Genomic DNA, 22,560 nt, shown 5'->3' with positions numbered 1-22,560 from the left:
CACAGAGACTTACTGAGATGCGGGTTTCCTTCCTGCTTCGGGAACCACTTGTTATTATCTCCCTATAAAATCAAACAATTGAACCGTTCCCCGGAATGGTTTCCCTGCATGTTGCTCCCCGTTGCGGACTGACATTCAGAGCGCTGTCCCGCGGCTTGAAGAGGCGCTTCAGTCCTCAGCCTTCCCCAGAGCATCCTGCACATTACGGTTTCGGCTGACGCCATGAGCAGGAGGATTGTTTCCACTCCTCCGTCTGGGCTTGCCGGTCAGTGGATTGATCCTGACTTCCCTGACCTTCTTTGTCGTGTCCGGCACCACATGACAGTCGATCACCTCAGCCCGTCTTGCGGCGGCAAAATTCTCCGCATGGGACAACTGCGCCGCCTGATAGAGAATCTTATCTCCAATCATCACTTTGTGCTGCTTCATGAGTTCCTCCTGCACAGGAGGATAGCTTCCCGCAGCATCAACCCCCGAGATATTCAGCTCAATACATTCAATGGATTGGCTGATAATATGTCACGATTTCATATTTTGGATCTGCTGTCAGTCAAACCCGATAGAAATGCCGCTTCCGTGCCGACTGCTTTCTGACGTGATGTCAGGCGGCGGGTTACGCCCTTACCACTGACATCGATATTGGCATGGCTTCCCATGGTCAGACCGTTACGTGATTCGTTTAAAGAGCCGAACGCAGCGACAAGCTTTGATGGCCCGGATGCTAACTGACGACAGACCCGAGTAGTTTTTCGAATGCTCTGGGAGACCATCGACTGAAATCGAAACGATCACTTATCGGATCAGCACTGTTTATGATCTGGCTCCACAGGTCGCCCATGTAACCATGACGGTCGAGACACTCGTGAACTTCGTGACAGTATCCATTGGAAAGAAAGGCCATCACTGCGGCCCTCTGCATGGGCGTCAATGATGGAGTGGTGGAGAGTTGGTCCGGAGAACGGGCCGACAGACCATCCAACATGGAGCGCCCATAAGTGAGGACGCATTTGCCATCAAGCAGGCCCATCATTCCAACAGAAGATGAAATAGTGAGAACCGCCTCTACAAAAGGCAGAAGTGGTTCTGACGCGCCATCACTCAGATCTTTCGGGATAGGACGGAAGTTCGGGAATTCGCTGGCAATCGCTGCTTCCATTTCTGGGGGCAACCGCCAAAGCGGATGATAGGTCGGTATGGCAAGCCATTCCGGGGGAAGATCGGAAAGCCACCGCATGAGGAGCGCATCCAGCGGGATGGTCTCATAGGCGCCTTCATAAGTGAGCCAGTCGGGAGGCTGAAAGGCCAGAAGCGCGACAGGACGTCCTTCTTCCCTGACACTGGCCAGCCACCGGTCCAGTCCCCGTGTCCTGGCGGCTTCGATGCATCGATCGCGGACATTATGCTGCCACAGCGAGAGAACCTCATCTGCGTCGGCCTGCGGCAGAACGACGTTTCGCAGGCGGGAAGCGCCTTTCCGAAGAAGACTGGCGGTCTGATGACCACTTGGATCGAAGAAGAAAGCGGACTGACCGGTTATGCGTGGCAGAGGCGCCATTTCACTGAACACGTGCCGTTTGTCGTGAAATGCCGCTTCGATATAGCGGTTCTGGGCATAGTTCAGGATCAGGTCCGGGTTAAAGCTGTCACGGATTTCTGCAAAGACATCGACCAGAGCCTGATTAACAGGTGGGGTGGATGCAGGAGCATACAGATCTCTTAAATACCGGAACCGATCGCCACCGAATGGCTCAAGGACACGCCAAGGGCTGACCTCGATCTGCAATGTCGCTGTTTCCGGACCGGTCCCGCGAAAGAAGTCGCAGAGCCACGGACTGGTCGCGATGGCGAAATTGAACCGACCACCGCCCGCAGCGTTTTCCATTCTGACAAACTGGGCGACCCAACTCACCCACACACTGAGCAGCTTTGGGTCATTTCTGAAGCACACGGGCTCCACATAAAACAAGATGTTTTTCATGACCTGTGAAACAGTCGTTGTGCGGGGCGGAACATGGCATGTGCCGTATGAAGTGGACAACCAGCTTAGTACGCCACCTTGATGAAGAGGCCGTTACCGTACCCAATCCTGCCGGAACGGAGGACATCGCATACCGATAGAGATGACATAAAATATGCAGCTCTGAGAAACCGGCAGCATTTTCTGGCACAAGGCTGCCTGTTGCCCAAGCAGTGCGGCTACGCCCCGTCAGATCAGAGGGTGGGATCTTCATCCTGCATTTCCTGACAATATTTTCATTCCGTCGAGGCCCCGGCAAATCAACGGATTGATGACTTCAAATCACTGAAGTCTGCGCCTAAGCTCTCTGCAAACTGAAGGGAACAGGCTTCAATGAAGCGCCTGATTACAAAAAGTCTTTTGGCCATGCTGTGCGGTCTGTCGGCTGAAACCGTTGCTGCGCATGCTCGGGAAAGTTCGCCTCCGCTCGCTCACGCCTCGCTCGATGAACATGAGCATATCAGCCTGAACAACGCGGGACTAAATGCTTCTGTCGATCTTGTGGAAAAACCTGACTGTAGCGTTTCCACGCTGCTGAGCGGGAATGATGCGCTGGTGTCAGGGGCCTGCCGCATGGCGGTGCTCACCCTGAAAGACAGCACCCATCCGGATCGACCGGCCTTCACCACGTTGCTGACTCCCTACAGTCGGGACGGCAGCGATGTCCGGGACCTTCAGCTTGATCTGCGCCACCTGGACGCTGCCTCGCCACTCCCTCAGGCCGTGGTTTCGGTTTATACCGGCGGCGCTCACTGCTGCGCCCTGACATCAGTTGTCGGGATGACGAAAAGCGGCACGTGGAGTGCGACACGGACCTCTGAACTCTCCGGAGAAGATCGGCCGTTTTTTGCCGATATCGACAAGGATGGCGCTCAGGAAACTGTCATCAGCGATAGCAGTTTTCTCTACACCTTTGCGTCCCACGCGGGGTCTTACACACCGGCGATCATTTATCGCTACATCGACGGCCGTCTTGTGGACATCACGACGGACAGCGTGTCCCGGCCCTATCTGGAACAGACCCTGAAAGAAAACGAAGGGTTCTGGGTCCAGCAGAACCGCAATGAACCCAACGGTTTTCTTGCCTATTATGTCGCGACAAAAGCCAACATGGGCCAGTTTCAGGCAGGCTGGTCCTACATGCTGCCGCGCTATGACCACGAAATCGATGCCGGTTTTTCCCTTTCCCGCTGCGCACTCGGAGGACGGCTGGAGGCGGAATGCACCGCCGATGAACAGGCTCCCCTTCCCTTCCCGCAGGCGCTCGCCGGCTTTCTGGTTGCCGGAAATTATGTCACGTCCGAGCAGGCTCTGACCGCAGCACCGGAAGCCGAAGCCGCGATCCGGGCGGCAGATCATTACAGCCCGGACTTCTCCTGCCGCACCCCGCCCCAGAAAAACGGCGTAGCCATGATGCTGTGTGAAAACAGTCAGGCGGCAGAACATGAACTTCAGTTCGATCAGGTTTATTACGCCCTGCGCCAGCTTGTCGGTCCCGCTGGCTGGCGTGCGTTGAAGCAGGAAATCATTCTGGCTGAAAACACTGTTGACCAGCAATGCGGTCTTCCGGTTCCGGGTGAGGCAGACCAGACGCTGCCGTCTAACGCCACAAGCTGTTACGCAACAGGCATGGACAACCTTTCAGAACAGTATCGTAAAAAACTGTCCGGACCTGCTCTGGAAGAGTCAAAACGACCGATTGCCCGGCATATCGCCCTGCAGCGTCGCCTTATAAAGCTCGGTTATCTTCCGGCAGGCTCAACGGCTGACGGCGTGTATGGTGAATCCACACGAGCCGCCATTGCAGCATGGCAGCGCGACACGGGCCGTCCGGAGGTTTCATCTTTCCTGTCTGACGCAGATGCGGCTGTCCTGCTGGGCATCCCGTCTCCTGTCGAGGAAACCAGTCGACCTGCTGAGGCAACATCTCAAAAGACAGCTCCGCCTCCTCCGGCGATTGCAGCGTCCAACTCTGCTCAGCCCACGAAAAACACGTTCCAGCTGTTCGGACTTTCAGGAATCACAGCTCTGCTGGCTGCTGCTGCCGGGATCGCGCTGTATTTCGTGCCGTTCGTGATTGCCTGCGTCCGTGACACGGTGCGGAAGCCCGCTGTCTTTGCCGTCAACCTGTTCTTTGGCTGGACAGGTCTGGGGTGGATTGCAGCACTGGTCATGGCAGTGACATTTACACGGCTGAACACAGAGTTTTCCGCAAGAAATCAGCACTGAGAACAGCGCAGGACCGCCCTGTCGTGGCGGTCCTGATCTTTTGAAAACAGTATTCCCAGACCGATTATCCGACTGGATCAATGGACTGTGGGTATCCCGTCGACCAGCGCCCGTATCCCCGGCACGATATCAATCAGAAGACCACCCGGAGGCTGAGGCAAAGGCGGAGACAGCAATTGCCACGATGACGCGGCGAATGTTTCCTGCTGCTGGGACAGAAGTTTTTCAATCTGCGTTCTTCTGGCTGTGTTGATATGTCCATCCAGCGCTTCAAGACCTGCCTGCGCGAGCAGAGAAAGCTGTTGCGAGACAGGACGTATCATTTCCAGCGCCGCAACGCCTCCGCTTGTCTTCTCAAACTGCCCATCATTGGCGGCCCATTGTTCAAGATCATGGCGAAGTTCCGAAGCGCCGGAACGATCACCCTGAACATAGGCTTCAGCAAGCCGGTTAAACCGCATGGCCGGGAAGGAAACAGGCTCCGCCATGGCGACCGGCCAGGTGAGCAGATTCTCTCCCGCTTTCTTGATCATTCTGTTGATCGTGTAATTCCTGACCGGACTGGTCACCTGCAATAACGTATCCAGCGCGTGCGTGCTGGCAGCCGGATACCGTGACAGCATCTGCTCGTGATCCTGCTGTGTCGTCGTCAGAGCCAGCCTGTTCAACTGCGAGGCGACGTGTGGCAGACGGCGCTCCATATCGGCAACATCTCTTACCGTTTCAGGTGACCACAGACGTTCCGCAATCACGGCAGCACGGGGCCAGACTCTCTGATTCAGCATCTGTTCTGAAACGGCTTCCGTCCACAGAACCGCCTCACCACCCAGAACATATTGCTTTTGCCGGGCGCTCAGAGGCGGCAGCGCAGGATCAAGTGCAAACGCATCCGCCAGCCTGAAATGAATCTGCCGGGCGTGTTCCAGTTCCGGCCCCGCCAGACCGCTCGCCATCAGGTCATAGGGATCAACCTGATAATACTCGCTCGCAGGCCGTAAAAGATCGAGATAATATCCGGAAGAGACAAGAGTCGGATGCAGCTTGATCGTTGCTGCGCTGATCCATTTGGAAGAGCGCCATACATCAGCGACAACGGATTTTGGCACAGGTGCGGACAGAACCTCGTCCCATCCGATCATTGTCTTTCCCTGCCCCGCCAGAAAAGACTGTATTTTCGCTGTAAATTCTCCCTGAAGCGCTGAGGCGTCAGGATAGTTGTGGGCTTTCATATAGCTGGCGATCTGCGGATTGCCTGTCCACTGAGAGGCGACGACCTCATCACCGCCCGCATGGAAATAGGCATCCGGGAAGAGATGCATCATTTCCACAAAAAGCTTTTCTACAAAATCGAGCGTTTCCGGTCTGGTGGGATCAAGAGCCGGATTGTTGGCGTTACTACCCGCGATGCAGGCCGAGCCACCCGTGCAAGCCGCATTGGCGGCAGGCAGTGGCTGTGCTGCGAGTTCAGGATAGGCTTCCAGAATAGCCAGCGCATGACCGGGCACATCGAATTCCGGCACAACGCGAATACCGCGCTCAGCGGCATACGCGACAAGATCACGGATCTCGTCCTGCGTATAATACTGCCCATGTGAAGAAACAGCCTGTAGCCGGGGAAAAAGCTGGCTTTCCACGCGGAAGGCGGATCCATCACTCAGATGGAGATGAAGCACGTTCAGCTTGGTCAGTTCCATCGCATCGATCTGACGCCTGAGCGCAGGCACGGACATGAAATGTCGCGCCACGTCGATCATCAGGCCCCGCCAAGGAAAGCGGGGGGCATCGCTGATCGTCACATCGCGGAATGACACGCTATCTGGCGTTGATCCCGCCAGTTGCACCAGAGTTGCAAAACCATGCAGAACCCCGGCAGGCCCTTCCGCATTCAGCACAATCTTTCCCTGATGGATCGTGAGTCGATAATTTTCCTGCTCACCGATTGCAAGATAAGCGGGGTCATTCTTGCTGTGGATTTCCACAGAACAGGTCGTCTGTTTTTTATCAGAGCGTGAGGATAAGCGCAGAGAGTGCAGCAGGCGCTCACTGGCCCGTTCCAACATGGGACTATGTACGCCGTGCCAGTTGACCGTTATCTGATCACAGATTTTCACTTCGTCACCCTGCCATGAAATGGCGGCGGGGATTGGCATCAGTCCAGAAGAACTGGCGGCCTGCGCGAAAGAGTGTGGCAGCAGACAGAGAGAAGAAGCCCCCGCCAAAAAGAGGATTGCCCGCAGCCGGTTTCTTTTTGTCATAACGTGCTCTTCCACCCTTCCGACGCCATTATCCGACGAACAACTCTCTTCGCATTTTCTGAAATTATCTTAGGAGATTTTCCCGGTTACCACCTTCTCGCTGTCCAGAACCGCCATCTGTTTTGGATCATACCGCTCTCCTGCGGCTGCTCCTTTGGGTATAGCCTGCTCAATGGCTGCAAGGTCGGCTGGCGTCAGTGTGAGATCAGGAGCGCCAAGAGCTTCTGAAAGCCGGTCACGCCTGCGTGCTCCCACCAGCGGCACGATATCATCGCCCTGTGCCGCAACCCATGCGATGGCCAACTGGGCGACTGTCGTGTTTCTGGCTTTTGCAATTTCGCGCAATATTTCGACCAGAGCCAGATTCTGCTCGACGTTGCCTTCCTGAAAGCGCGGGCTGTGCACACGAAAATCACCGGGTGTTCTGGCTGTCTGCCAGTGTCCGCTGATCAGGCCACGCGCAAGTACACCATAGGCGGTAATGCCGATCCCGAGTTCGCGACACATCGGAAGAATGCTGTCCTCGATGCCGCGTGAAATCAGAGAGTATTCTATTTGCAGATCGCTGATCGGATGGACTGACGCCGCACGCCGGATGGTTTCCGGTCCGACTTCCGAAAGCCCTATGTGCCGTACATATCCAGCCTGCACCATGTCTGCGATGGCGCCAATCGTGTCTTCAACAGGCACTGCCGGATCGAGCCGGGCAGGTCGATAGATATCGATATGATCAAGGCCCAGTCGTTGCAGTGTATAAGCCAGAAAATTCTTCACTGCGGCAGGCCGAGCATCGTAAGCGCCCCAGTTTCCGGCCGGATCACGCATAGCGCCGAACTTGACGCTGACGAGGAATCTGTCGCGAGCAACGCCTTTGAGCGCTTCTCCGAGCAGCATTTCATTATGGCCCATGCCATAAAAATCACCTGTGTCGAGCAGCGTAACACCCGCGTCGAGTGCAGCATGGATCGTGGCGATACTCTCGGTTCGATCTGCAGGACCATACATGCCGGACATGCTCATGCAGCCAAGACCGATCTCGGAAACCTCGGGACCGCTCTTGCCAAGTTGCCGTAATTTCATAGCGGGGAATCTCTCTGTTCTCTGAACGGATGTCTTTTCAGACTGACGTTACTGAAAGTTCTTTTCTTCATGGGTAGTTTCCTGCGCGAACAGTCATCCTTCCTGAATGGGGAAACACTGTCGCAAATAAAAACGGGCAGCCCTGAGACTGCCCGCTGGAAACATCGCTGACCGTGCGATCAGGCGGAAATCGCCACCTGTTCCGGTGCCGCAAACCCGATGATTTTTGCATAATCTTTCGGAACTACCTGCCAGAAACGCGGCAGGACTTCCTCCCATTTATGCAGCAGCATCGCGGCATAGGAAGACTGTGTTTCGGTCGCATGCGCCTCGACAAGAGCGCGGAGTTTTTCTTCCCACTCCTTCTGATCGACACGCACCCAGAACACATTGTCCGGATTGACCTTCTGCTCGAACGATCCGTCCTCGTCGTAGACGAAGGCCATGCCGCCCGTGAAGCCCGCGCCAAAATTGTCGCCGGAGTCACCAAGGATTACAACCGTTCCGCCCGTCATGTATTCACAGGCATTGGAACCACAGCCTTCAACCACGGCGGTCGCACCGGAGTTACGCACGGCGAAACGCTCACCCGCGAGACCTGCGGCATACAGCGTGCCAGCCGTTGCGCCATACAGGACCGTATTGCCGACAATCGCGTTTTCATTCGACGCCAGCACGCTGGATGCCGAAGGACGCACGACGATGGTCGCACCGGACAGACCCTTACCGACATAATCGTTGGCGTCGCCATGCACTTCCAGCTTCAGGCCCTGCACGGCGAACGCACCGAGCGACTGACCGGCGGAGCCGCGCAGACGCACCGTCAGATGACCGGGCGCCAGCGTGGCCATGCCATACTGCCGCACGATCATGGAGGAGATGCGTGTGCCGATGGCGCGCATCGTGTTCTGCACGTTGTACTGAAGCTGCATCTTCTCGCCGTGATCGAACAGCGGACGGGCATCCGCGATCATCTGCGCGTCGAGCGTGTCAGGCACTTCGTTCCGACCTTCAAGCGTGCAATAGCGCGCGTGTGGGCCGGGGTCGGCCTGAACCAGAAGCGGGTTCAGATCGAGGTCATCGAGATACTCCGCGCCACGTGAGACCTGATGCAGCAGATCCGTGCGGCCGATCACTTCGTTCAGCGTCCTGAAGCCGAGCGATGCAAGAATATTCCTGACATCTTCGGCAATGAACGAGAACAGGCTGATGACCTTCTCAGGCGTGCCTTCGAACTTGGCGCGCATGGCCGGGTCCTGCGAGCAGACGCCCACCGGACAGGTGTTCGAGTGGCACTGACGGACCATGATGCAGCCCATCGCCACGAGGCTCGCCGTGCCGATGCCGAACTCCTCCGCGCCGAGCATGGCGGCGATCACCACGTCACGACCCGTCTTGATGCCACCATCGGTCCGCAGCGTGACGCGATGACGCAGACGGTTGAGCATCAGGACCTGATGCGCCTCCGCCAGACCAAGTTCCCAAGGCAGACCGGCATACTTCACGGAAGACAGCGGGCTGGCGCCCGTGCCACCGGAATGACCGGAGATCAGGATCGCGTCGGCTTTCGCCTTCGCCACACCTGCCGCAATGGTGCCGATACCCGAACGGGCCACCAACTTCACCGTCACGCGCGCATCCGGATTGATCTGCTTCAGGTCATAAATGAGCTGGGCAAGATCTTCGATCGAGTAAATATCGTGATGCGGCGGCGGGGAGATCAGCGTCACGCCCGGCGTCGCATGACGCAACTTGGCGATCAGTTCCGTGACCTTGAAGCCCGGAAGCTGTCCGCCCTCACCCGGCTTCGCACCCTGTGCAACCTTGATCTCAAGCTCGCGGCAGTCGTTCAGATACTGCGCCGTAACGCCGAAACGACCTGACGCAACCTGCTTGATGGCCGAGGAGGCATTGTCACCATTCGGGCGCGGCTTGGCGCGGGCCGGATCTTCACCACCTTCGCCGGAATCGGACTTCGCGCCGATACGGTTCATGGCGATGGAGAGTGTCTCATGCGCTTCCGGGCTGAGCGCGCCAAGCGATATGGCTGGGGCGATCAGGCGCTTGCGCAACTGGGTGATGCTCTCGACCGCTTCCACCGGAATGGCTTCACGGTCACTTTTGAAATCGAGCAGATCACGCAGAGCCACCGGCGGCTGACGACGCACGGCGTCGGCATAACGCTGATAGATGGAGAAGCTGTCTGTCCCGACCGCTGTCTGGAGCATGTGGATCAGCGTGCCGTCGAAGGCATGCGTCTCACCACTCCGGCGCAGCTTGTAGAGACCGCCAACCGGCAGAACCGCAGCCGACGTGCCCCATGCCTGCTCGTGGAAGCTCAGGATGTTCTTGGCGATACCGCCGAGGCCGATTCCCGAGATACGCGAGGCCATGCCGGGGAAGAACTCGGCGACCAGCGCGCGGGACAGGCCGACAGCTTCGAAATTGCAGCCACCACGATAGGACGCCATGATCGAGATGCCCATCTTGGACATGATCTTGAGCAGACCCTTGTCGATGGCCTTGCGATACCGCTCGACCGCCGTGCGCAGGGACATGTCGCCACAGAGGCCGCGACGGATCCGATCCGCAATGCTTTCCTGCGCGAGATACGGGTTCACCGTCGTCGCACCGACACCGAGCGTCACCGCCACAGCATGCACGTCCAGCACGTCCGAAGTCCGGACGTTCAGTGAGGTGAAGGTCCGCAGCGAGTTGCGCACCAGATGCGTATGCACGGCGGCAACGGCAAGGATGGTCGGAATGCCGGCGCGTTCGGCTGACTGGTTCTCGTCGGTCAGGAAGACATGCGAGCAGCCTTCCCGAACGCGCTCTTCAGCCTCCCGACGGATACGGGCGATGGCCTCACGCAGACCGGTCTCGCCTTCCGCCGCCACGAAGGTCGTATCAATGCTGCCGCCGCGATCGCCACAGAACTTGCGAAGCGCTTCGAACTCACCGCTCGTCAGGATCGGGCTGGGAAGCTGGAGCAGATCGCACTGATCTTCCGTTTCTTCGAGAATGTTCCCAAGGTTACCAAGCCGCGTAAGCAGGCTCATCACGCGCGCTTCTCGCAGGGAGTCGATTGGCGGGTTCGTGACCTGGCTGAAACCCTGACGGAAATAATGCGCCAGTCCGCGATACCGTTCGGAGAGAACCGCAAGCGGCGTGTCATCACCCATGGAGCCAACAGCCTCGCCGGCCGTTTCGACCATCGGCTGGAGAATATGCTCGAGTTCTTCAAGCGTGTTGCCGACAGACAACTGACGGCGACGCAGTTCTTCCGGCTGATACATGACGGGTTCGACCACGTCATCGCGCACCAGCGAACCGATCTTCTGGATCTTCTTGACCCACTGACCGAAATCCTGACGTCCCGCCAGCAGATCGAGCAGTTCGTCGTTGCCAAAGAGCTTGGCGTTATCGAGATCGACGCCAAGCATCTCGCCCGGACCAAGGCGACCCCGGCTGACGACAGCGGCTTCCGGCACCTTCACCATACCGGCTTCTGACCCGATGATCAGAAGATCACTTTTGGTCTGGGTATAACGCAGCGGACGCAGACCGGAGCGGTCCAGACCGGCGATGATCCAGCGTCCGTCCGTCGCGCACAGGGCGGCGGGACCATCCCACGGCTCCATGACGGCGTTGCAGTAGGCGAACATGTCGCGATGCGACGCTTTCATGTGGGAATGCGCGCCAACGCTGGCCGGAATCATTAGCGCCTTGACCGCAGGCGCGTCACGTCCGGCGTGGGTCAGCAGTTCGAAGACATTGTCGAGCGTCGCCGTGTCGGAACCGCCGACCTGCACTACCGGCTTGATGTCGTTCATGAACGGATCAAGTTCCGGATCGGCCAGCCGTGTTTCGTGGCTGCGCATCCAGTTCGCATTGCCGGAGATCGTGTTGATCTCGCCGTTATGGGCCACGCGACGGAAAGGCTGCGCCAGTTTCCAGGTCGGGAACGTGTTGGTCGAATAACGCTGATGATAGATCGCGAAACGGCTGGTGAAACGCTCATCCAGCAGATCCGGATAGAAATCCGTCAGGTTTTCCGCAAGGAACATACCCTTGTAGATCAGCGAACGGCAGGACAGCGAACAGATATAGAGATCGACCTGATCGGCAATTGCTGACTTTTCGATGCGGCGACGGATCACATACAGATCGCGCTCAAAGTCTGCTTCAGACCGGTCCGTTTTGCCCCGGATGATGATCTGTTCGATCTCGGGGCGTGTCGCATTGGCTTTTTCACCGATGCAGGACGTGTCGATCGGCACCTGACGCCAGCCATAGATGCTGTAACCGAACATGAGGATTTCGGTTTCGATGATCTGACGGCAGCGTTCCTGCGCGGCGAGATCGGTCTTGGGGAGGAACACCTGCCCCACGGCCAGTGGCACGCCCGCGTCACGCTCCGCCTGCGGCACACCGATGGCGTCGGCGAAGAAGTCCTGCGGGATCTCGACATGGATACCCGCGCCGTCGCCTGTCTTGCCGTCAGCATCGACAGCGCCACGATGCCAGATCGCCTTCAGCGCTTCGATACCGGCTTCGACAACGTCACGACGCTTGCGGCCATCCAGTGCGGCGACAAGGCCGACACCGCAGGAATCGCGTTCATCAGCCGGATCATACAGGCCGTTCTGCAGCGCGGTGCTGTTGCGCTCCCAGTTGGCGACAAAAGCCTCGCCGCTTTCGCTGGCGGGGGAGAAACCTTCAAATGAGTCCATTGTCATTACTCCGCAGCCAGAGAAGAAGAACGGGCGACAATCCACTGATCGATCTGCGCCGCCGCATCACGGCCATCACGGATGGCCCACACGACAAGGCTCGCGCCGCGCACAATGTCACCCGCAGCGAACACACCCGGCACCGAGGTTTCGAAGCTGACGCGGTCAACCTGCAACGTGCCCCAGCGCGAGGTCTTCAGTTCATCAGCTTTCCACAGGTCCGGCAGCGGCTCCGGGTCGAAACCGAGCGCCTTGATGACCATGTCGGCCTGCACAGTGAACAGACCATCCGGCTCGGCCTCAATCGACTGACGTCCGGAGCCGTCCGGCAGACCGAGGCGCATCTTCTGCGCCCGCACGCCGGTTACCGTCGTATCGCCAAGGAAGCTTTCCGGAGCCGCCAGCCAGACAAACTCGACGCCTTCTTCCTCAGCGTTTTTCACTTCACGCACGGAGCCCGGCATGTTCGCCCTGTCACGACGATACAGGCACTTCACGGACTTCGCGCCCTGACGGATGGCCGTGCGCACGCAATCCATGGCCGTATCACCGCCACCGATGACCACGACATCCTTGCCCGCGGCATCCAGTTCGCCTTCCGGCAGCGCATCACCCAGCGAGCGGCGGTTGGACGCGGTCAGATAGTCCAGCGCCCGCACAATTCCGCCAAGTCCGGAACCCGGACCGCCGATCTCGCGGGATTTGTACACACCGGTCGCAACCAGCACGGCGTCGTGCTTTTTCCGCAGATCCTCAAAAGCGATCTCACCTTCGCCCGCGCCAATGCCCTTGCCGAGATGGAAGACGACACCCTGCTCCTCCAGAAGCTTCTGGCGACGAAGGACAATATCCTTCTCCAGCTTGAAGCCGGGAATGCCGTAGATCAGCAGTCCGCCGACACGGTCATGACGATCATAGACATGCACCTGATGGCCACTTGCCCGCAGACGTTCAGCCGCCGCCAGTCCGGCAGGGCCTGCGCCGATGATGCCGACGGAGCTTTCCAGCTCCACGACCGGCATGACAGGCCTGACCCATCCATTCTCGAACGCCGTATCGGTGATGTAGCGTTCGACAGCACCGATGGTGACGCTGTCGAAGTCCTTCTCGATGACGCAGTTACCTTCACACAGCCGGTCCTGCGGGCAGATACGGCCACAGATCTCCGGAAAGGTGTTTGTCGCCTGGGAAACACTGTACGCTTCTTCAAGACGCCCGTCCGCCGCCAGCATCAGCCAGTCCGGAATGTTGTTTCCCAGCGGGCAATGAATGGAGCAGAACGGCACGCCGCACTGGGAGCAGCGACTGGCCTGTGTGGCCGCCTGTTCCGGCGAGAATTCATTATAGATCTCGTCGAAGTCCTTGCGCCGATCGTCTGCGAGACGTTTGGGCGGCTGGGCCTGCGGAACAGAGACGAACGAGAGCATCTTTGCAGACATGCGCTGGCTTCCTTAACCCGGCCGGACACTATTGGGCGGGGCATTCTGGCTAACTGAGAACCTTTCCCGTCGAGGCACGACTGGTCATCCGGCATTTCCGGCAGGTCTGAAACTGCGATAGCGCAGGGCCGCACACGACAAAAGACAGCAAAGCTGCCCTATTAACCGAAACGATCTCCGCCAGCCGCCCCAGAGCCCTCAAAGCAACCAAAAAACACGACAGCAAATCATACCTAAATATAATCAGATATATGATTTCAAACGTTAATTCTATCACCGCCCGGTGCATAGCGATTCATGTAGGCGGGAGCGATCATGTCCATAGCGACGGGGGCTATTCCCAGATCACGGAACCCCGGCAGGCTTTCATCGACCACATTATCGACCGTGAGCATCTTCAGCTGATCGCGAGTCAGCATGCGTCCGGGCAGACGTTCCAGCACTGCCGCCTGCAAGGAGGCAAGGCCTGAGGGCACTTCAAAAATCGGCTTATTCCGCCCCGTCATCGCCAGCACGCGTTCCGCGATGGCGCGCATGGTCAGGATTTCCGGACCACCCAGTTCGCACAGATTCGAACGGGTGGACGGATTCTCGTCAAAGGCCCTGACAATAACCCTGATCGCTTCCGCGACATCCGCCACATAAACCGGCTGCAGTTTGGCGGCAGCCCCATACACCGGCATGACGAACGGCGTGTAGCGCGCCACACCTCCGAGCATGTTGAGGAAATGATCCTCCGGGCCAAAAAGCACGGACGCTCTTACAATGGTGGCCGCCGGGAAATGCTTTGTGACTCCCTCTTCCCCTGCCGCCCTACTGCGTCCGTAGGCTGAAGGCGAAGTTGATGAGGCGCCAATGGCTGACATGTGGATAAACGTCTGCACCCCGGCGGCGGCGGCCAGCCGCGCCACGCGGCCGGCGCCCTCCACGTTCACGGCATTCAGAGCTGCAGCCGCAGGCGCGCCAAGAATAGCGGCGAGATTCACCACGACCGAGGCTTCGGACACGACCTCCGCCACTGCGCCTTCATTCTGGACAGGCGCATAAAACGGGACGACCTGCCCCACATCACCCAACTGCCTCAGATCGTTCGCCAGATCCGTACGACGGCATGCGACGCGGATGGTGTAACCGTCAGCCGCCAGCTTCCGAACCACATATTTTCCGAGAAACCCCGCTCCCCCGAACACTGTTGCCGTCTTGCGACCGATCATGGCGTTGTTCCTTCATGTCCAGTTTCTGCGAGGAAAATAGCACAGGCTCCTCTCGACACACCTTGCGCCACATCACCAGTTCCACAAAGCCGCAAAAGAAAAGCCGAAAGACGCGACCGGACACGGGGCGATACAGGTGCACGACAGCAGCCCGTCTCCCGCGATTTCATATTCCGCACAAAAATCTTCACAATGCCCCTTGACCCTGCGGCAAGAGGCCTTTAAACGCCAGCTCCACCACCCGGTTGCACCGGGTTGTCATCTCAGCCCAGATGGCGGAATTGGTAGACGCGCAGGTTTCAGGTACCTGTGGCCGCAAGGTCGTGGAAGTTCGAGTCTTCTTCTGGGCACCACAAATCATTGTCTCTCAATGATTTGTAATCAGGTTAGGTGACGGTCACACAGAGCGTGATGTCATCATCAACCTTTTGAGCATACGCTCCTCTCCCAAAATATAACAGACACTGTCTGCATAGAGTTCACCCGCCCGGGTCGGGCGCAATGCGCGACGCATCGCATCTATACACAGCCTGCGTCAGATCTTCTGCTCCCCGAATAGCTCAGGCTTCCTCCGCGCGAACCAGCCCATCATTTTTGCCGAGATACTCCGGCAGAATGAGACGTCTTCGGCCAACAAAAGCAGCCCGAGAGGCAGCATCCAGATCCCAAGCACAGGAAGAAACGACAGAACGCCCCCTGCACAAAACAGGAGTCCTGATGGCACTCTGGCCCACCAGCGCGATGGCTCAAGCAACCAGAGAGCGCCCTTCTCCAGACGATCCGGCAATTTGGCCAGAAGAACCGACCGGCGTTGATCAAAGAGAAACATGTCGGATTTTTTGTTCATGTCGCAGTCTATGCCAATCTGACGGATTAGCGAAACAAATCGGCGCCAGCGCGAGATTTCCCTGCCGCGTTTGGCAGCCCCTGCTTGCACAGGCGACTTCGGATTACTATTGCTCACGACCGGCAACCATTACCCCTGAAGGATAAGGCACTCCATGCGCGACAGGATCAGTAACGATGGGCCAATAACGCTACATCGGGACGATCTCCCCGATGATCTCGACCTCGGGACCTGCGTCGCCATCGATACCGAGACCATGGGGCTGAGACCCTATCGTGACCGCCTCTGTCTGGTTCAGCTCTCCGCCGGTGACGGATCAGCCCATCTGGTGCAGATCCTGCCGAGCGAACCTGGTGGCCCGCCAGCGGACTGCCCCAATCTGAAGCGCCTTCTCTCAGACCCGGCCGTCACCAAGCTGATGCATTTCGCACGATTTGATGTTGCGATCCTCCAGCATACCTTGGGGATTACGGTTGCGCCGGTAATCTGCACCAAGATCGCGGCGCGTCTCGTCCGCACCTTCACGGACCGGCATGGACTGGCCGCACTCTGCAGGGAAATGCTCGGCGTCGAGATGAGCAAGCACCAGCAGAGTTCGGACTGGGGCGCTCCGGACCTGACCCCGGAACAGCTGGCGTATGCCGCGTCCGACGTGTTGTATCTGCATGCTCTCTGGGGAAAGCTGGAAGCCCTGCTGGTCCGGGAAAATCGCCGCGATCTGGCGCAGGCCTGCTTCGACTTTCTGCCTGCCCGTGCCCGCCTTGATCTTCTAGGTTACGACGAACCCGACATTTTCTCTCATCGCGCCTGACTTTATTGCCCGGATTTTAGGTGTGGATCAGGTGGTTATGATTGACCGTCGCGCCTTCACGGACGATAGAAACGGCATGAGCCATCCTGCCTCTCCCGGATCATCCGCCGTCCTCGACAGTGTGACCGCGCCTCCATCAGACCGTGACCCGCTGGGTGCGGCCCGACGCACGCTGGCCATCGAGGCTGACGGTCTGGCGGCGCTTGGACGCGCCATGGATGCCGGAGATGGACTGGGCGCAACCTTTCGTCAGGCCGTCGACCGGATCGCAGACCTTGCAGGCCGTGTCGTTGTGACCGGGATCGGCAAGTCCGGCCATATCGGGCGCAAGATACAGGCCACGCTCAGCTCGACCGGCACACCCGCCATCTTCGTGCATCCCGTCGAAGCGTCGCACGGCGACCTCGGCATGGTGGCGCGGGGCGACGCGGTGCTGGCTCTTTCCAACTCTGGAGAAACCGCTGAACTGGCGGATATCGTGGAGCACAGCCGTCGCTTCGGACTGTTGCTAATCGCCATGACGGCGCGACCGACGTCGACGCTTGCACGCGCCGCCGATCTTGTTCTGCTGCTTCCCTCCGTTCCGGAAGCCTGCCCGATGGGACTGGCCCCGACGACAAGCAGCCTGCTTCAGCTTGCGCTCGGCGACGCTCTGGCCGTCGCGCTGATGGAGAGACGTGGCTTCACCGCCGGCGACTTCGGCGTTTTTCATCCGGGCGGCAGTCTCGGCGCCCGATTGCGGAGTGTAAAGGACCTGATGCGGACAGGCGAGGCACTGCCGCTTGTGTCGCCTGATACCGTCCTGCGGGATGTTATTGTCGAGATGACCCGGAAGGCGTTGGGCTGCGTCGGCATCGTTGACGCACAGGGGAAGCTCGTCGGCATCATCACCGATGGCGATCTCCGCAGCGCGTTGGATCGGGATCTCGCCACCACACCCGCATCGGCCGTGATGAATTCTTCTCCGCTGACAGTGTCGGCCGACATGCTTGGTGTTGAGGCGCTTCGCATCATGAATGACCGGCCCAAGCCGATCACGTCCCTGTTCGTGCTCAATGACGACCGGAATCCGACCGGCGTGCTGCACATCCACGATCTTCTGCGTGCCGGAGTCGCCTGATGTCAGACGACAAGACGCCCAATGATCCGGCCCAGAATGACCCCACCCGCAATAATGAGACCGGAAGCGGTGCGCGGGTAGAGAGACAGGATTTCAAACGCTCAGCAACGTCCGTAAAGCGCCAGCGCGAAGTCATTGAGGCGGCGATCGTCACCGCCCGCAAGGCTCCGGGACAGAAAGAGCTCGCACGCCGTCAGGCGACGCTCAAATGGGCGAAATGGCTTCTGCCCTCACTGGCGCTGCTCCTGCTGGCTTCAATCGCCATCTGGCCGGAAATCGACCGTCTGATGAACGCCAATCGCGCGGCGCTGACGGAAGTCACACGCCTCAAGATAGAAAGCGGCAATCTGGAAGGCGCCGTGTATCGCAGCGTCGACGTGCACGGACGGCCTTACATGATCACGGCGAAAACGGCGCACCAGATCAACGAAGACCGGATCGATCTGATCAATCCGGCAGCCGATACGCTGTCGCAGGGGGGAGAATGGCTCTACCTTCAGGCGGAAAAAGGCGTTTACATGCAGCATGAGCAGATCCTCGACCTGAAGGACGAGGTCACCCTTTACCGGGATGACGGTCTGATGATGCGGGGCCCGGTCGCTGACGTGTCCATGCATGACGGCGTGATCGCCTCTGATTCCTGGGTTCATGCAGAGGGTCCGTTTGGAGTCCTTGACGCCAGAGGGTATTGGCTGTCGCAACATGAAGGTATTGCCCAGTTCCGTGGTCCCGGGCGATTCATCCTGAATGACGATCGTAACGGACCGCACGACAAGGCCAGCTGAATGGTATCGCTTCGCACCTCTTCCCTGTTGTTCACCAAGCGCTTCTGGCGGAACCTTGCCCTGACGGGCGTCCTCGCCGCCTCTGGCGCCAGCCTCACCGTTTTCGGCACCGCCCCCGCCTTTGCTCAGGCCATTGACCTGTCGCATGGCGGCCAGATTACCGTAACGGCGGTAGGTGGCTTCGACTGGGATCAGAACGCACAGAAGGTGACGGCCTACAATCAGGCGCAGGCTGTCAGGGGCGACGTTACTGTCACTGCCGACAAGCTGATCGCGTATTACCGCAAGAAAGCCGCCTCACCCGATGCGCAGACGCCGGGCGCAGCGCCTCCCGCCACACCGGGAGCGCCCGCTGCAACGCCTCCTGAGGCCGACCATCCCACAGCGGTCAATCCCGGTGGAGCTGAAGAAAGCCCCGCCCCCGCCAAATCAGCAGACGCGCCTTCAGGAGGACCGGACTCTTCGGGATCGAACGAGATCTATCGTCTGGAAGCAATCGGCAACGTTCATATCTTCACCCAGACCGATCAGGCATGGGGTGACAAAGCGATCTACGACATTGACCAGGCCACGCTGGTCATGACGGGCCACGCGCTGAAGCTGACCACGCCGCAGGATCTCCTCACGGCGCGTGACACGATGGAATATTATTCCCAGACACGCATCTCCATCGGGCGCGGGAATGCAACGGTCACCACCAACGAAGGCAAACAGATCAGGGCTGACGTGCTGGTTGGTTACAGCGCTCCACCTGCGGATACACCCGCTCAACCGGCAGATGCGAAGAAAGCCGGCGGTGATCCAATCGCCAACGGTTCCGGCAAGCTGGAGAAAGTCAATGCTTTCGGCCATGTCTGGGTGCGCACGCAGACCGAAACCATCACTGGTGATCGTGGCGTCTATGTGCCGGACACCGGGATCGCCCGGATTGTCGGCAACGTCCATATCACCCGTGGCCAGAACCAGCTTCAGGGGTCTGCCGCCGTCATCAACATGCACACCGGTGTAGCGACCATGACTGAACAGCCCGGAGCCCGTGTCAGCGGACTCGTCGTGCCCAACGGTGACGGCAACGGCAACAGCAAGGGTGGACACTGAGATGAACGCAGAAGATTACATGCAGGATTTCGCGCCTGCCGCTGTTGACGCGGGCCCGGGCGCGCCTGTCCTGCGTGACCGCAGACATGGCCTGTTCGCAGACGGAATCGGCAAGTCCTATAAAAAGCGCGAAGTCGTACACAACGTCTCGATCGAAGTGCATCGTGGCGAGGCTGTCGGCCTGCTCGGCCCAAATGGCGCGGGCAAGACGACCAGCTTTTACATGATCGTCGGGCTGGTGCAGCCTGATACGGGCAGCATCACGCTCGACGGCGCGGACATCACCCGCCTGCCCATGTATCGACGCGCCCGTCTGGGAATCGGCTACCTGCCCCAGGAAGCCAGCATTTTCCGCGGTCTGAATGTCGAGCAGAACATCATGGCGGCGCTTGAAGTGGTCGAGCCTGATCCCGACAAGCGCGACGCAATGCTCGACGGACTCCTCGGCGAGTTCGGCATCTCCCATCTCCGCCGATCCCCTTCTCTGGCCCTCTCCGGTGGTGAACGTCGCCGTCTGGAAATTGCCCGCGCTCTTGCCAGCCAGCCGCACTATATCCTTCTGGATGAGCCGCTTGCCGGTATTGATCCGATTGCCGTCGGGGAAATCCGTGATCTGGTGTCGCATCTGAAGGATCGCGGCATCGGCGTGCTGATCACCGATCATAACGTGCGCGAGACGCTGGAAGTTATTGACCGGGCCTACATCATGCATGGCGGTCAGGTGCTGATGCAGGGTGTTCCGGAAGAGATCGTGGCGCACGAAGACGTCCGCCGCGTGTACCTTGGAGAAAGCTTTTCCCTCTAGTCTCACCGTATGGTGACACTCCCCGGGCTTCATCTCAGACAGACGCACAACCTTGCCATGACGCCGCAGTTGCGTCTGGCAATCCGGCTTCTTCAGATGACCAGCGCAGAGATCGAAGCGCTGGTGGAGGAAGAACTCGAACGTAATCCTTTCCTCGTTCGGGAAGCAACAGAAGAGCCTGTTATCTCGGCAGAACCTGTCGGTCTGCCTGCCGACGAAGCAGTCTCCGCTCAGGAGAAAGCCTCTCTCGATACCAGCTTCGCGCAGGAAGCGGCGGCAGGCGGATTCGACGACACTTACTCGGAAGACGGCTCTCCTGAGGACTGGCGACAGAGATATAGCGGCGAGGATCATGATGTCGCCGCACAAGTCCCCTCCCTGCCTGAACGGCTTGATGAGCAGCTTCGCCTGACATCGCACTTCACCAGGCAGCAACGTCTTATCGGCCGCAGCCTCATCGAGCATCTTGATCGTGCCGGGCGACTGGATTGCCCACCCGGCACGATCGCTGAAGAGATTGGAGTATCAGTCACCGCCGTCGAGAACGTCCGGCAGAGCATGATGCTGTTTGAGCCGGTCGGTCTCTTTGCGTGCTCACTGAGAGAATGTCTGGTGGCGCAACTGAGAGCCAGGAACCGCTACGATCCTGCCATGGCTCTTCTGCTCGACAATCTCGATATGGTCGCGCGCAAAGAGTATCGCGCCCTTCGGCAATTATGTGATGTCGATGAAACCGATTTTGCCGAAATGATTTCGGAACTGCATCATCTTGATCCCAAGCCCGGATTTGAAGCGCTTGCAGCCAATACCAGCAGCCGCATCGCAGATGTTTTCGTGCAACAGGATCCAGACGGACAATGGTCTGTGCGGATCAACGAAAACACTCTCCCCCGTCTGTATCTGGATCAGGGACTCCTTGCGAGGGCAAGGGAATCCAGTTCTGCCTCAGACAGACCGTTTATCAGAAATCAGGCTCATCATGCGTCATGGTTATTGCGGTCTATTGAACAGAGAACCAAAACGCTTCTCCGTGTTTCTTTAGAAATAATTAAACATCAGAACGATTTTTTGTCTTCTGGTCCTTCATTTATGCTGCCGCTCACAATGAAAACAGTGGCAACTGAAACCGGTCTGCATGAAAGCACCATCAGTCGTATCACCACGGGAAAATATATCGCGACTCCTCAGGGCCTCTTCGAACTAAAATATTTTTTCACACGAAAGATAGGTAGCATCCATCTTTCAAAAGAACACAGTTCAGAAGCCGTAAAATATAAAATTCAAAAAATGCTCTCGCAAGAAACAGGCGCACACATCCTGTCGGATGAGGAGATTGTGCAAAATCTTCGCAAGGAAGGCATAGACATCGCCCGCCGAACCGTGGCCAAATATCGGGATGCGTTGCATATCGGAAATTCAGTGCAGCGCAAACGGGAGAAAGCCGCCTCCGCCTGATGGCGCAGTACGGCACCATCAATGCTGGGGCGACCGGTTTCCTCAATAAAAAGGAGCCTGGCAGAATGCATATCCACGTTTCAGGTAAACAGATTGACCTTTCTGACGCACTAAAACATCGGGTTACCATGCACCTTGGTAATATTGCTGACCGATATTTCGAACAGGCGCTTGAAGCCAATGTCACCTTCAGTAAAGCCCGATCATTTTTCACATGCGATATCAATGTCCACGCCGGTAGAGGGCTGACATTAAGAGGGGAAGGCGAGGCCTCTGATGCGCACGGAGCGTTCGATGATGCTGCAGAACATATTGCACGACGCCTGAGACGTTACCGAAGAAGAGTTCAGACACACTCCAGAGCATCCGCACGTATTCAACGGCCAGAAATCGGTCGGAGTTATATTCTCCAGCAGACGGACGTGCAGGAACCTCCCAAGAACTCTCTGGAAGGCGCTTCGGAAGGGCCTTACGCGACCATTATCGCAGAACAGCCGACAGAAATTGCTTTTTTAAGTGTCAGTGAAGCTGTCATGCGACTGGATCTGGCTGACCGTAACCTTCTGGTTTTCCGCAATAGTGTCAGTCGACAGATCAATATTATTTATCGACGTGATGACGGAAACATTGGCTGGATCGAACCCAACGGACCCATAAATTAATCCGCACAAT

16 protein-coding genes and 1 tRNA gene are annotated in these 22,560 nt (G+C 58.1%); 9 read left to right on the top strand and 8 right to left on the bottom strand.

The features are described from left to right. Positions 1 to 168: 168 nt before the first annotated feature. Both GVI59_RS10145 and GVI59_RS10140 read right to left on the bottom strand, forming a co-directional pair. A complete protein-coding gene (locus tag GVI59_RS10145) occupies positions 169 to 429 on the bottom strand; it encodes a hypothetical protein (protein WP_173574151.1) in 261 nt (86 codons plus the stop codon). Between the two features lie 292 nt (positions 430 to 721). Next, positions 722 to 1,882 carry a glycosyl transferase family 2 gene (locus GVI59_RS10140; RefSeq protein ID WP_242013048.1) on the bottom strand — a complete coding sequence of 387 codons (1,161 nt, stop codon included), beginning with the start codon at positions 1,880 to 1,882 and terminating at the stop codon, positions 722 to 724. Positions 1,883 to 2,350: 468 nt separating this feature from the next. Between GVI59_RS10140 and GVI59_RS10135 the strand changes: the two genes are divergently transcribed. Further along, the gene (locus GVI59_RS10135) at positions 2,351 to 4,246 is read left to right on the top strand and encodes a superinfection immunity protein (protein WP_173574149.1); all 1,896 of its coding nucleotides are present in this window, start codon (positions 2,351 to 2,353) and stop codon (positions 4,244 to 4,246) included. A gap of 77 nt (positions 4,247 to 4,323) precedes the next feature. Here GVI59_RS10135 and GVI59_RS10130 read toward each other — a convergent pair whose 3' ends face one another. From GVI59_RS10130 to GVI59_RS10110, 5 genes are all read right to left on the bottom strand, one after another. After that, complete coding sequence (locus GVI59_RS10130; RefSeq protein WP_242013047.1) at positions 4,324 to 6,501, bottom strand: beta-N-acetylhexosaminidase; 2,178 nt, start codon at positions 6,499 to 6,501, stop codon at positions 4,324 to 4,326. 69 nt (positions 6,502 to 6,570) lie between these two features. Continuing rightward, a complete protein-coding gene (locus tag GVI59_RS10125; protein ID WP_173574148.1) occupies positions 6,571 to 7,581 on the bottom strand; it encodes an aldo/keto reductase in 1,011 nt (336 codons plus the stop codon). 179 nt (positions 7,582 to 7,760) lie between these two features. Continuing rightward, complete coding sequence (gene gltB, locus GVI59_RS10120; protein WP_408736611.1) at positions 7,761 to 12,314, bottom strand: glutamate synthase large subunit; 4,554 nt, start codon at positions 12,312 to 12,314, stop codon at positions 7,761 to 7,763. Positions 12,315 to 12,319: 5 nt separating this feature from the next. Then, complete coding sequence (locus tag GVI59_RS10115; RefSeq protein WP_173574146.1) at positions 12,320 to 13,753, bottom strand: NAD(P)-dependent oxidoreductase; 1,434 nt, start codon at positions 13,751 to 13,753, stop codon at positions 12,320 to 12,322. Between the two features lie 257 nt (positions 13,754 to 14,010). Continuing rightward, a complete protein-coding gene (locus tag GVI59_RS10110) occupies positions 14,011 to 14,967 on the bottom strand; it encodes a complex I NDUFA9 subunit family protein (protein ID WP_173574145.1) in 957 nt (318 codons plus the stop codon). 266 nt (positions 14,968 to 15,233) lie between these two features. On the opposite strand from GVI59_RS10110, the gene GVI59_RS10105 reads away from it, so the two are divergent. Next, a tRNA-Leu gene (locus GVI59_RS10105) sits at positions 15,234 to 15,320 on the top strand. 182 nt (positions 15,321 to 15,502) lie between these two features. On the opposite strand, the gene GVI59_RS10100 is transcribed toward GVI59_RS10105, so the two are convergent. Continuing rightward, a complete protein-coding gene (locus GVI59_RS10100) occupies positions 15,503 to 15,814 on the bottom strand; it encodes a hypothetical protein (protein ID WP_173574144.1) in 312 nt (103 codons plus the stop codon). Between the two features lie 154 nt (positions 15,815 to 15,968). Between GVI59_RS10100 and GVI59_RS10095 the strand changes: the two genes are divergently transcribed. The 7 genes from GVI59_RS10095 to hpf all read left to right on the top strand — a co-directional run bounded on the left by GVI59_RS10095 (position 15,969) and on the right by hpf (position 22,550). Then, positions 15,969 to 16,625, top strand: coding sequence for a ribonuclease D (locus GVI59_RS10095; protein WP_173574143.1), 657 nt, complete (start codon positions 15,969 to 15,971; stop codon positions 16,623 to 16,625). A gap of 76 nt (positions 16,626 to 16,701) precedes the next feature. Continuing rightward, on the top strand, positions 16,702 to 17,745 hold the full coding sequence (locus tag GVI59_RS10090) for a KpsF/GutQ family sugar-phosphate isomerase (RefSeq protein ID WP_408736613.1): 1,044 nt from the start codon (positions 16,702 to 16,704) through the stop codon (positions 17,743 to 17,745). Next, positions 17,745 to 18,530: an LPS export ABC transporter periplasmic protein LptC gene (gene lptC / locus GVI59_RS10085; protein WP_173574142.1), complete on the top strand. Its 786-nt coding sequence runs from the start codon at positions 17,745 to 17,747 to the stop codon at positions 18,528 to 18,530. The genes GVI59_RS10090 and lptC overlap by 1 nt, the downstream gene beginning before the upstream one ends. After that, a complete protein-coding gene (locus GVI59_RS10080) occupies positions 18,531 to 19,628 on the top strand; it encodes an LptA/OstA family protein (protein ID WP_173574141.1) in 1,098 nt (365 codons plus the stop codon). Position 19,629: 1 nt separating this feature from the next. Further along, a complete protein-coding gene (lptB, locus tag GVI59_RS10075; protein ID WP_232878358.1) occupies positions 19,630 to 20,433 on the top strand; it encodes an LPS export ABC transporter ATP-binding protein in 804 nt (267 codons plus the stop codon). 9 nt (positions 20,434 to 20,442) lie between these two features. Continuing rightward, a complete protein-coding gene (gene rpoN / locus GVI59_RS10070) occupies positions 20,443 to 21,888 on the top strand; it encodes an RNA polymerase factor sigma-54 (protein ID WP_173574140.1) in 1,446 nt (481 codons plus the stop codon). A gap of 65 nt (positions 21,889 to 21,953) precedes the next feature. Then, complete coding sequence (gene hpf, locus GVI59_RS10065) at positions 21,954 to 22,550, top strand: ribosome hibernation-promoting factor, HPF/YfiA family (protein WP_173574181.1); 597 nt, start codon at positions 21,954 to 21,956, stop codon at positions 22,548 to 22,550. Positions 22,551 to 22,560: the final 10 nt, after the last annotated feature.

Origin of the sequence: Acetobacter sicerae (assembly GCF_011516765.1) — a bacterium.
Classification (GTDB): domain Bacteria; phylum Pseudomonadota; class Alphaproteobacteria; order Acetobacterales; family Acetobacteraceae; genus Acetobacter; species Acetobacter sicerae.
The sequence above is the reverse complement of the archived record's forward strand: the minus strand, read 5'-3'. Positions and strand labels throughout refer to the sequence as shown.

What these genes read in the sequence shown, in the direction of transcription:
- GVI59_RS10145 (WP_173574151.1), bottom strand. Translation starts at nt 429, where the DNA reads ATGAAGCAGCACAAAGTGATGATTGGAGATAAGATTCTCTATCAGGCG.
- GVI59_RS10140 (WP_242013048.1), bottom strand. Translation starts at nt 1,882, where the DNA reads ATGGAAAACGCTGCGGGCGGTGGTCGGTTCAATTTCGCCATCGCGACC.
- GVI59_RS10135 (WP_173574149.1), top strand. Translation starts at nt 2,351, where the DNA reads ATGAAGCGCCTGATTACAAAAAGTCTTTTGGCCATGCTGTGCGGTCTG.
- GVI59_RS10130 (WP_242013047.1), bottom strand. Translation starts at nt 6,501, where the DNA reads ATGACAAAAAGAAACCGGCTGCGGGCAATCCTCTTTTTGGCGGGGGCT.
- GVI59_RS10125 (WP_173574148.1), bottom strand. Translation starts at nt 7,581, where the DNA reads ATGAAATTACGGCAACTTGGCAAGAGCGGTCCCGAGGTTTCCGAGATC.
- gltB (WP_408736611.1), bottom strand. Translation starts at nt 12,314, where the DNA reads ATGGACTCATTTGAAGGTTTCTCCCCCGCCAGCGAAAGCGGCGAGGCT.
- GVI59_RS10115 (WP_173574146.1), bottom strand. Translation starts at nt 13,753, where the DNA reads ATGTCTGCAAAGATGCTCTCGTTCGTCTCTGTTCCGCAGGCCCAGCCG.
- GVI59_RS10110 (WP_173574145.1), bottom strand. Translation starts at nt 14,967, where the DNA reads ATGATCGGTCGCAAGACGGCAACAGTGTTCGGGGGAGCGGGGTTTCTC.
- GVI59_RS10100 (WP_173574144.1), bottom strand. Translation starts at nt 15,814, where the DNA reads ATGAACAAAAAATCCGACATGTTTCTCTTTGATCAACGCCGGTCGGTT.
- GVI59_RS10095 (WP_173574143.1), top strand. Translation starts at nt 15,969, where the DNA reads ATGCGCGACAGGATCAGTAACGATGGGCCAATAACGCTACATCGGGAC.
- GVI59_RS10090 (WP_408736613.1), top strand. Translation starts at nt 16,702, where the DNA reads ATGAGCCATCCTGCCTCTCCCGGATCATCCGCCGTCCTCGACAGTGTG.
- lptC (WP_173574142.1), top strand. Translation starts at nt 17,745, where the DNA reads ATGTCAGACGACAAGACGCCCAATGATCCGGCCCAGAATGACCCCACC.
- GVI59_RS10080 (WP_173574141.1), top strand. Translation starts at nt 18,531, where the DNA reads ATGGTATCGCTTCGCACCTCTTCCCTGTTGTTCACCAAGCGCTTCTGG.
- lptB (WP_232878358.1), top strand. Translation starts at nt 19,630, where the DNA reads ATGAACGCAGAAGATTACATGCAGGATTTCGCGCCTGCCGCTGTTGAC.
- rpoN (WP_173574140.1), top strand. Translation starts at nt 20,443, where the DNA reads ATGGTGACACTCCCCGGGCTTCATCTCAGACAGACGCACAACCTTGCC.
- hpf (WP_173574181.1), top strand. Translation starts at nt 21,954, where the DNA reads ATGCATATCCACGTTTCAGGTAAACAGATTGACCTTTCTGACGCACTA.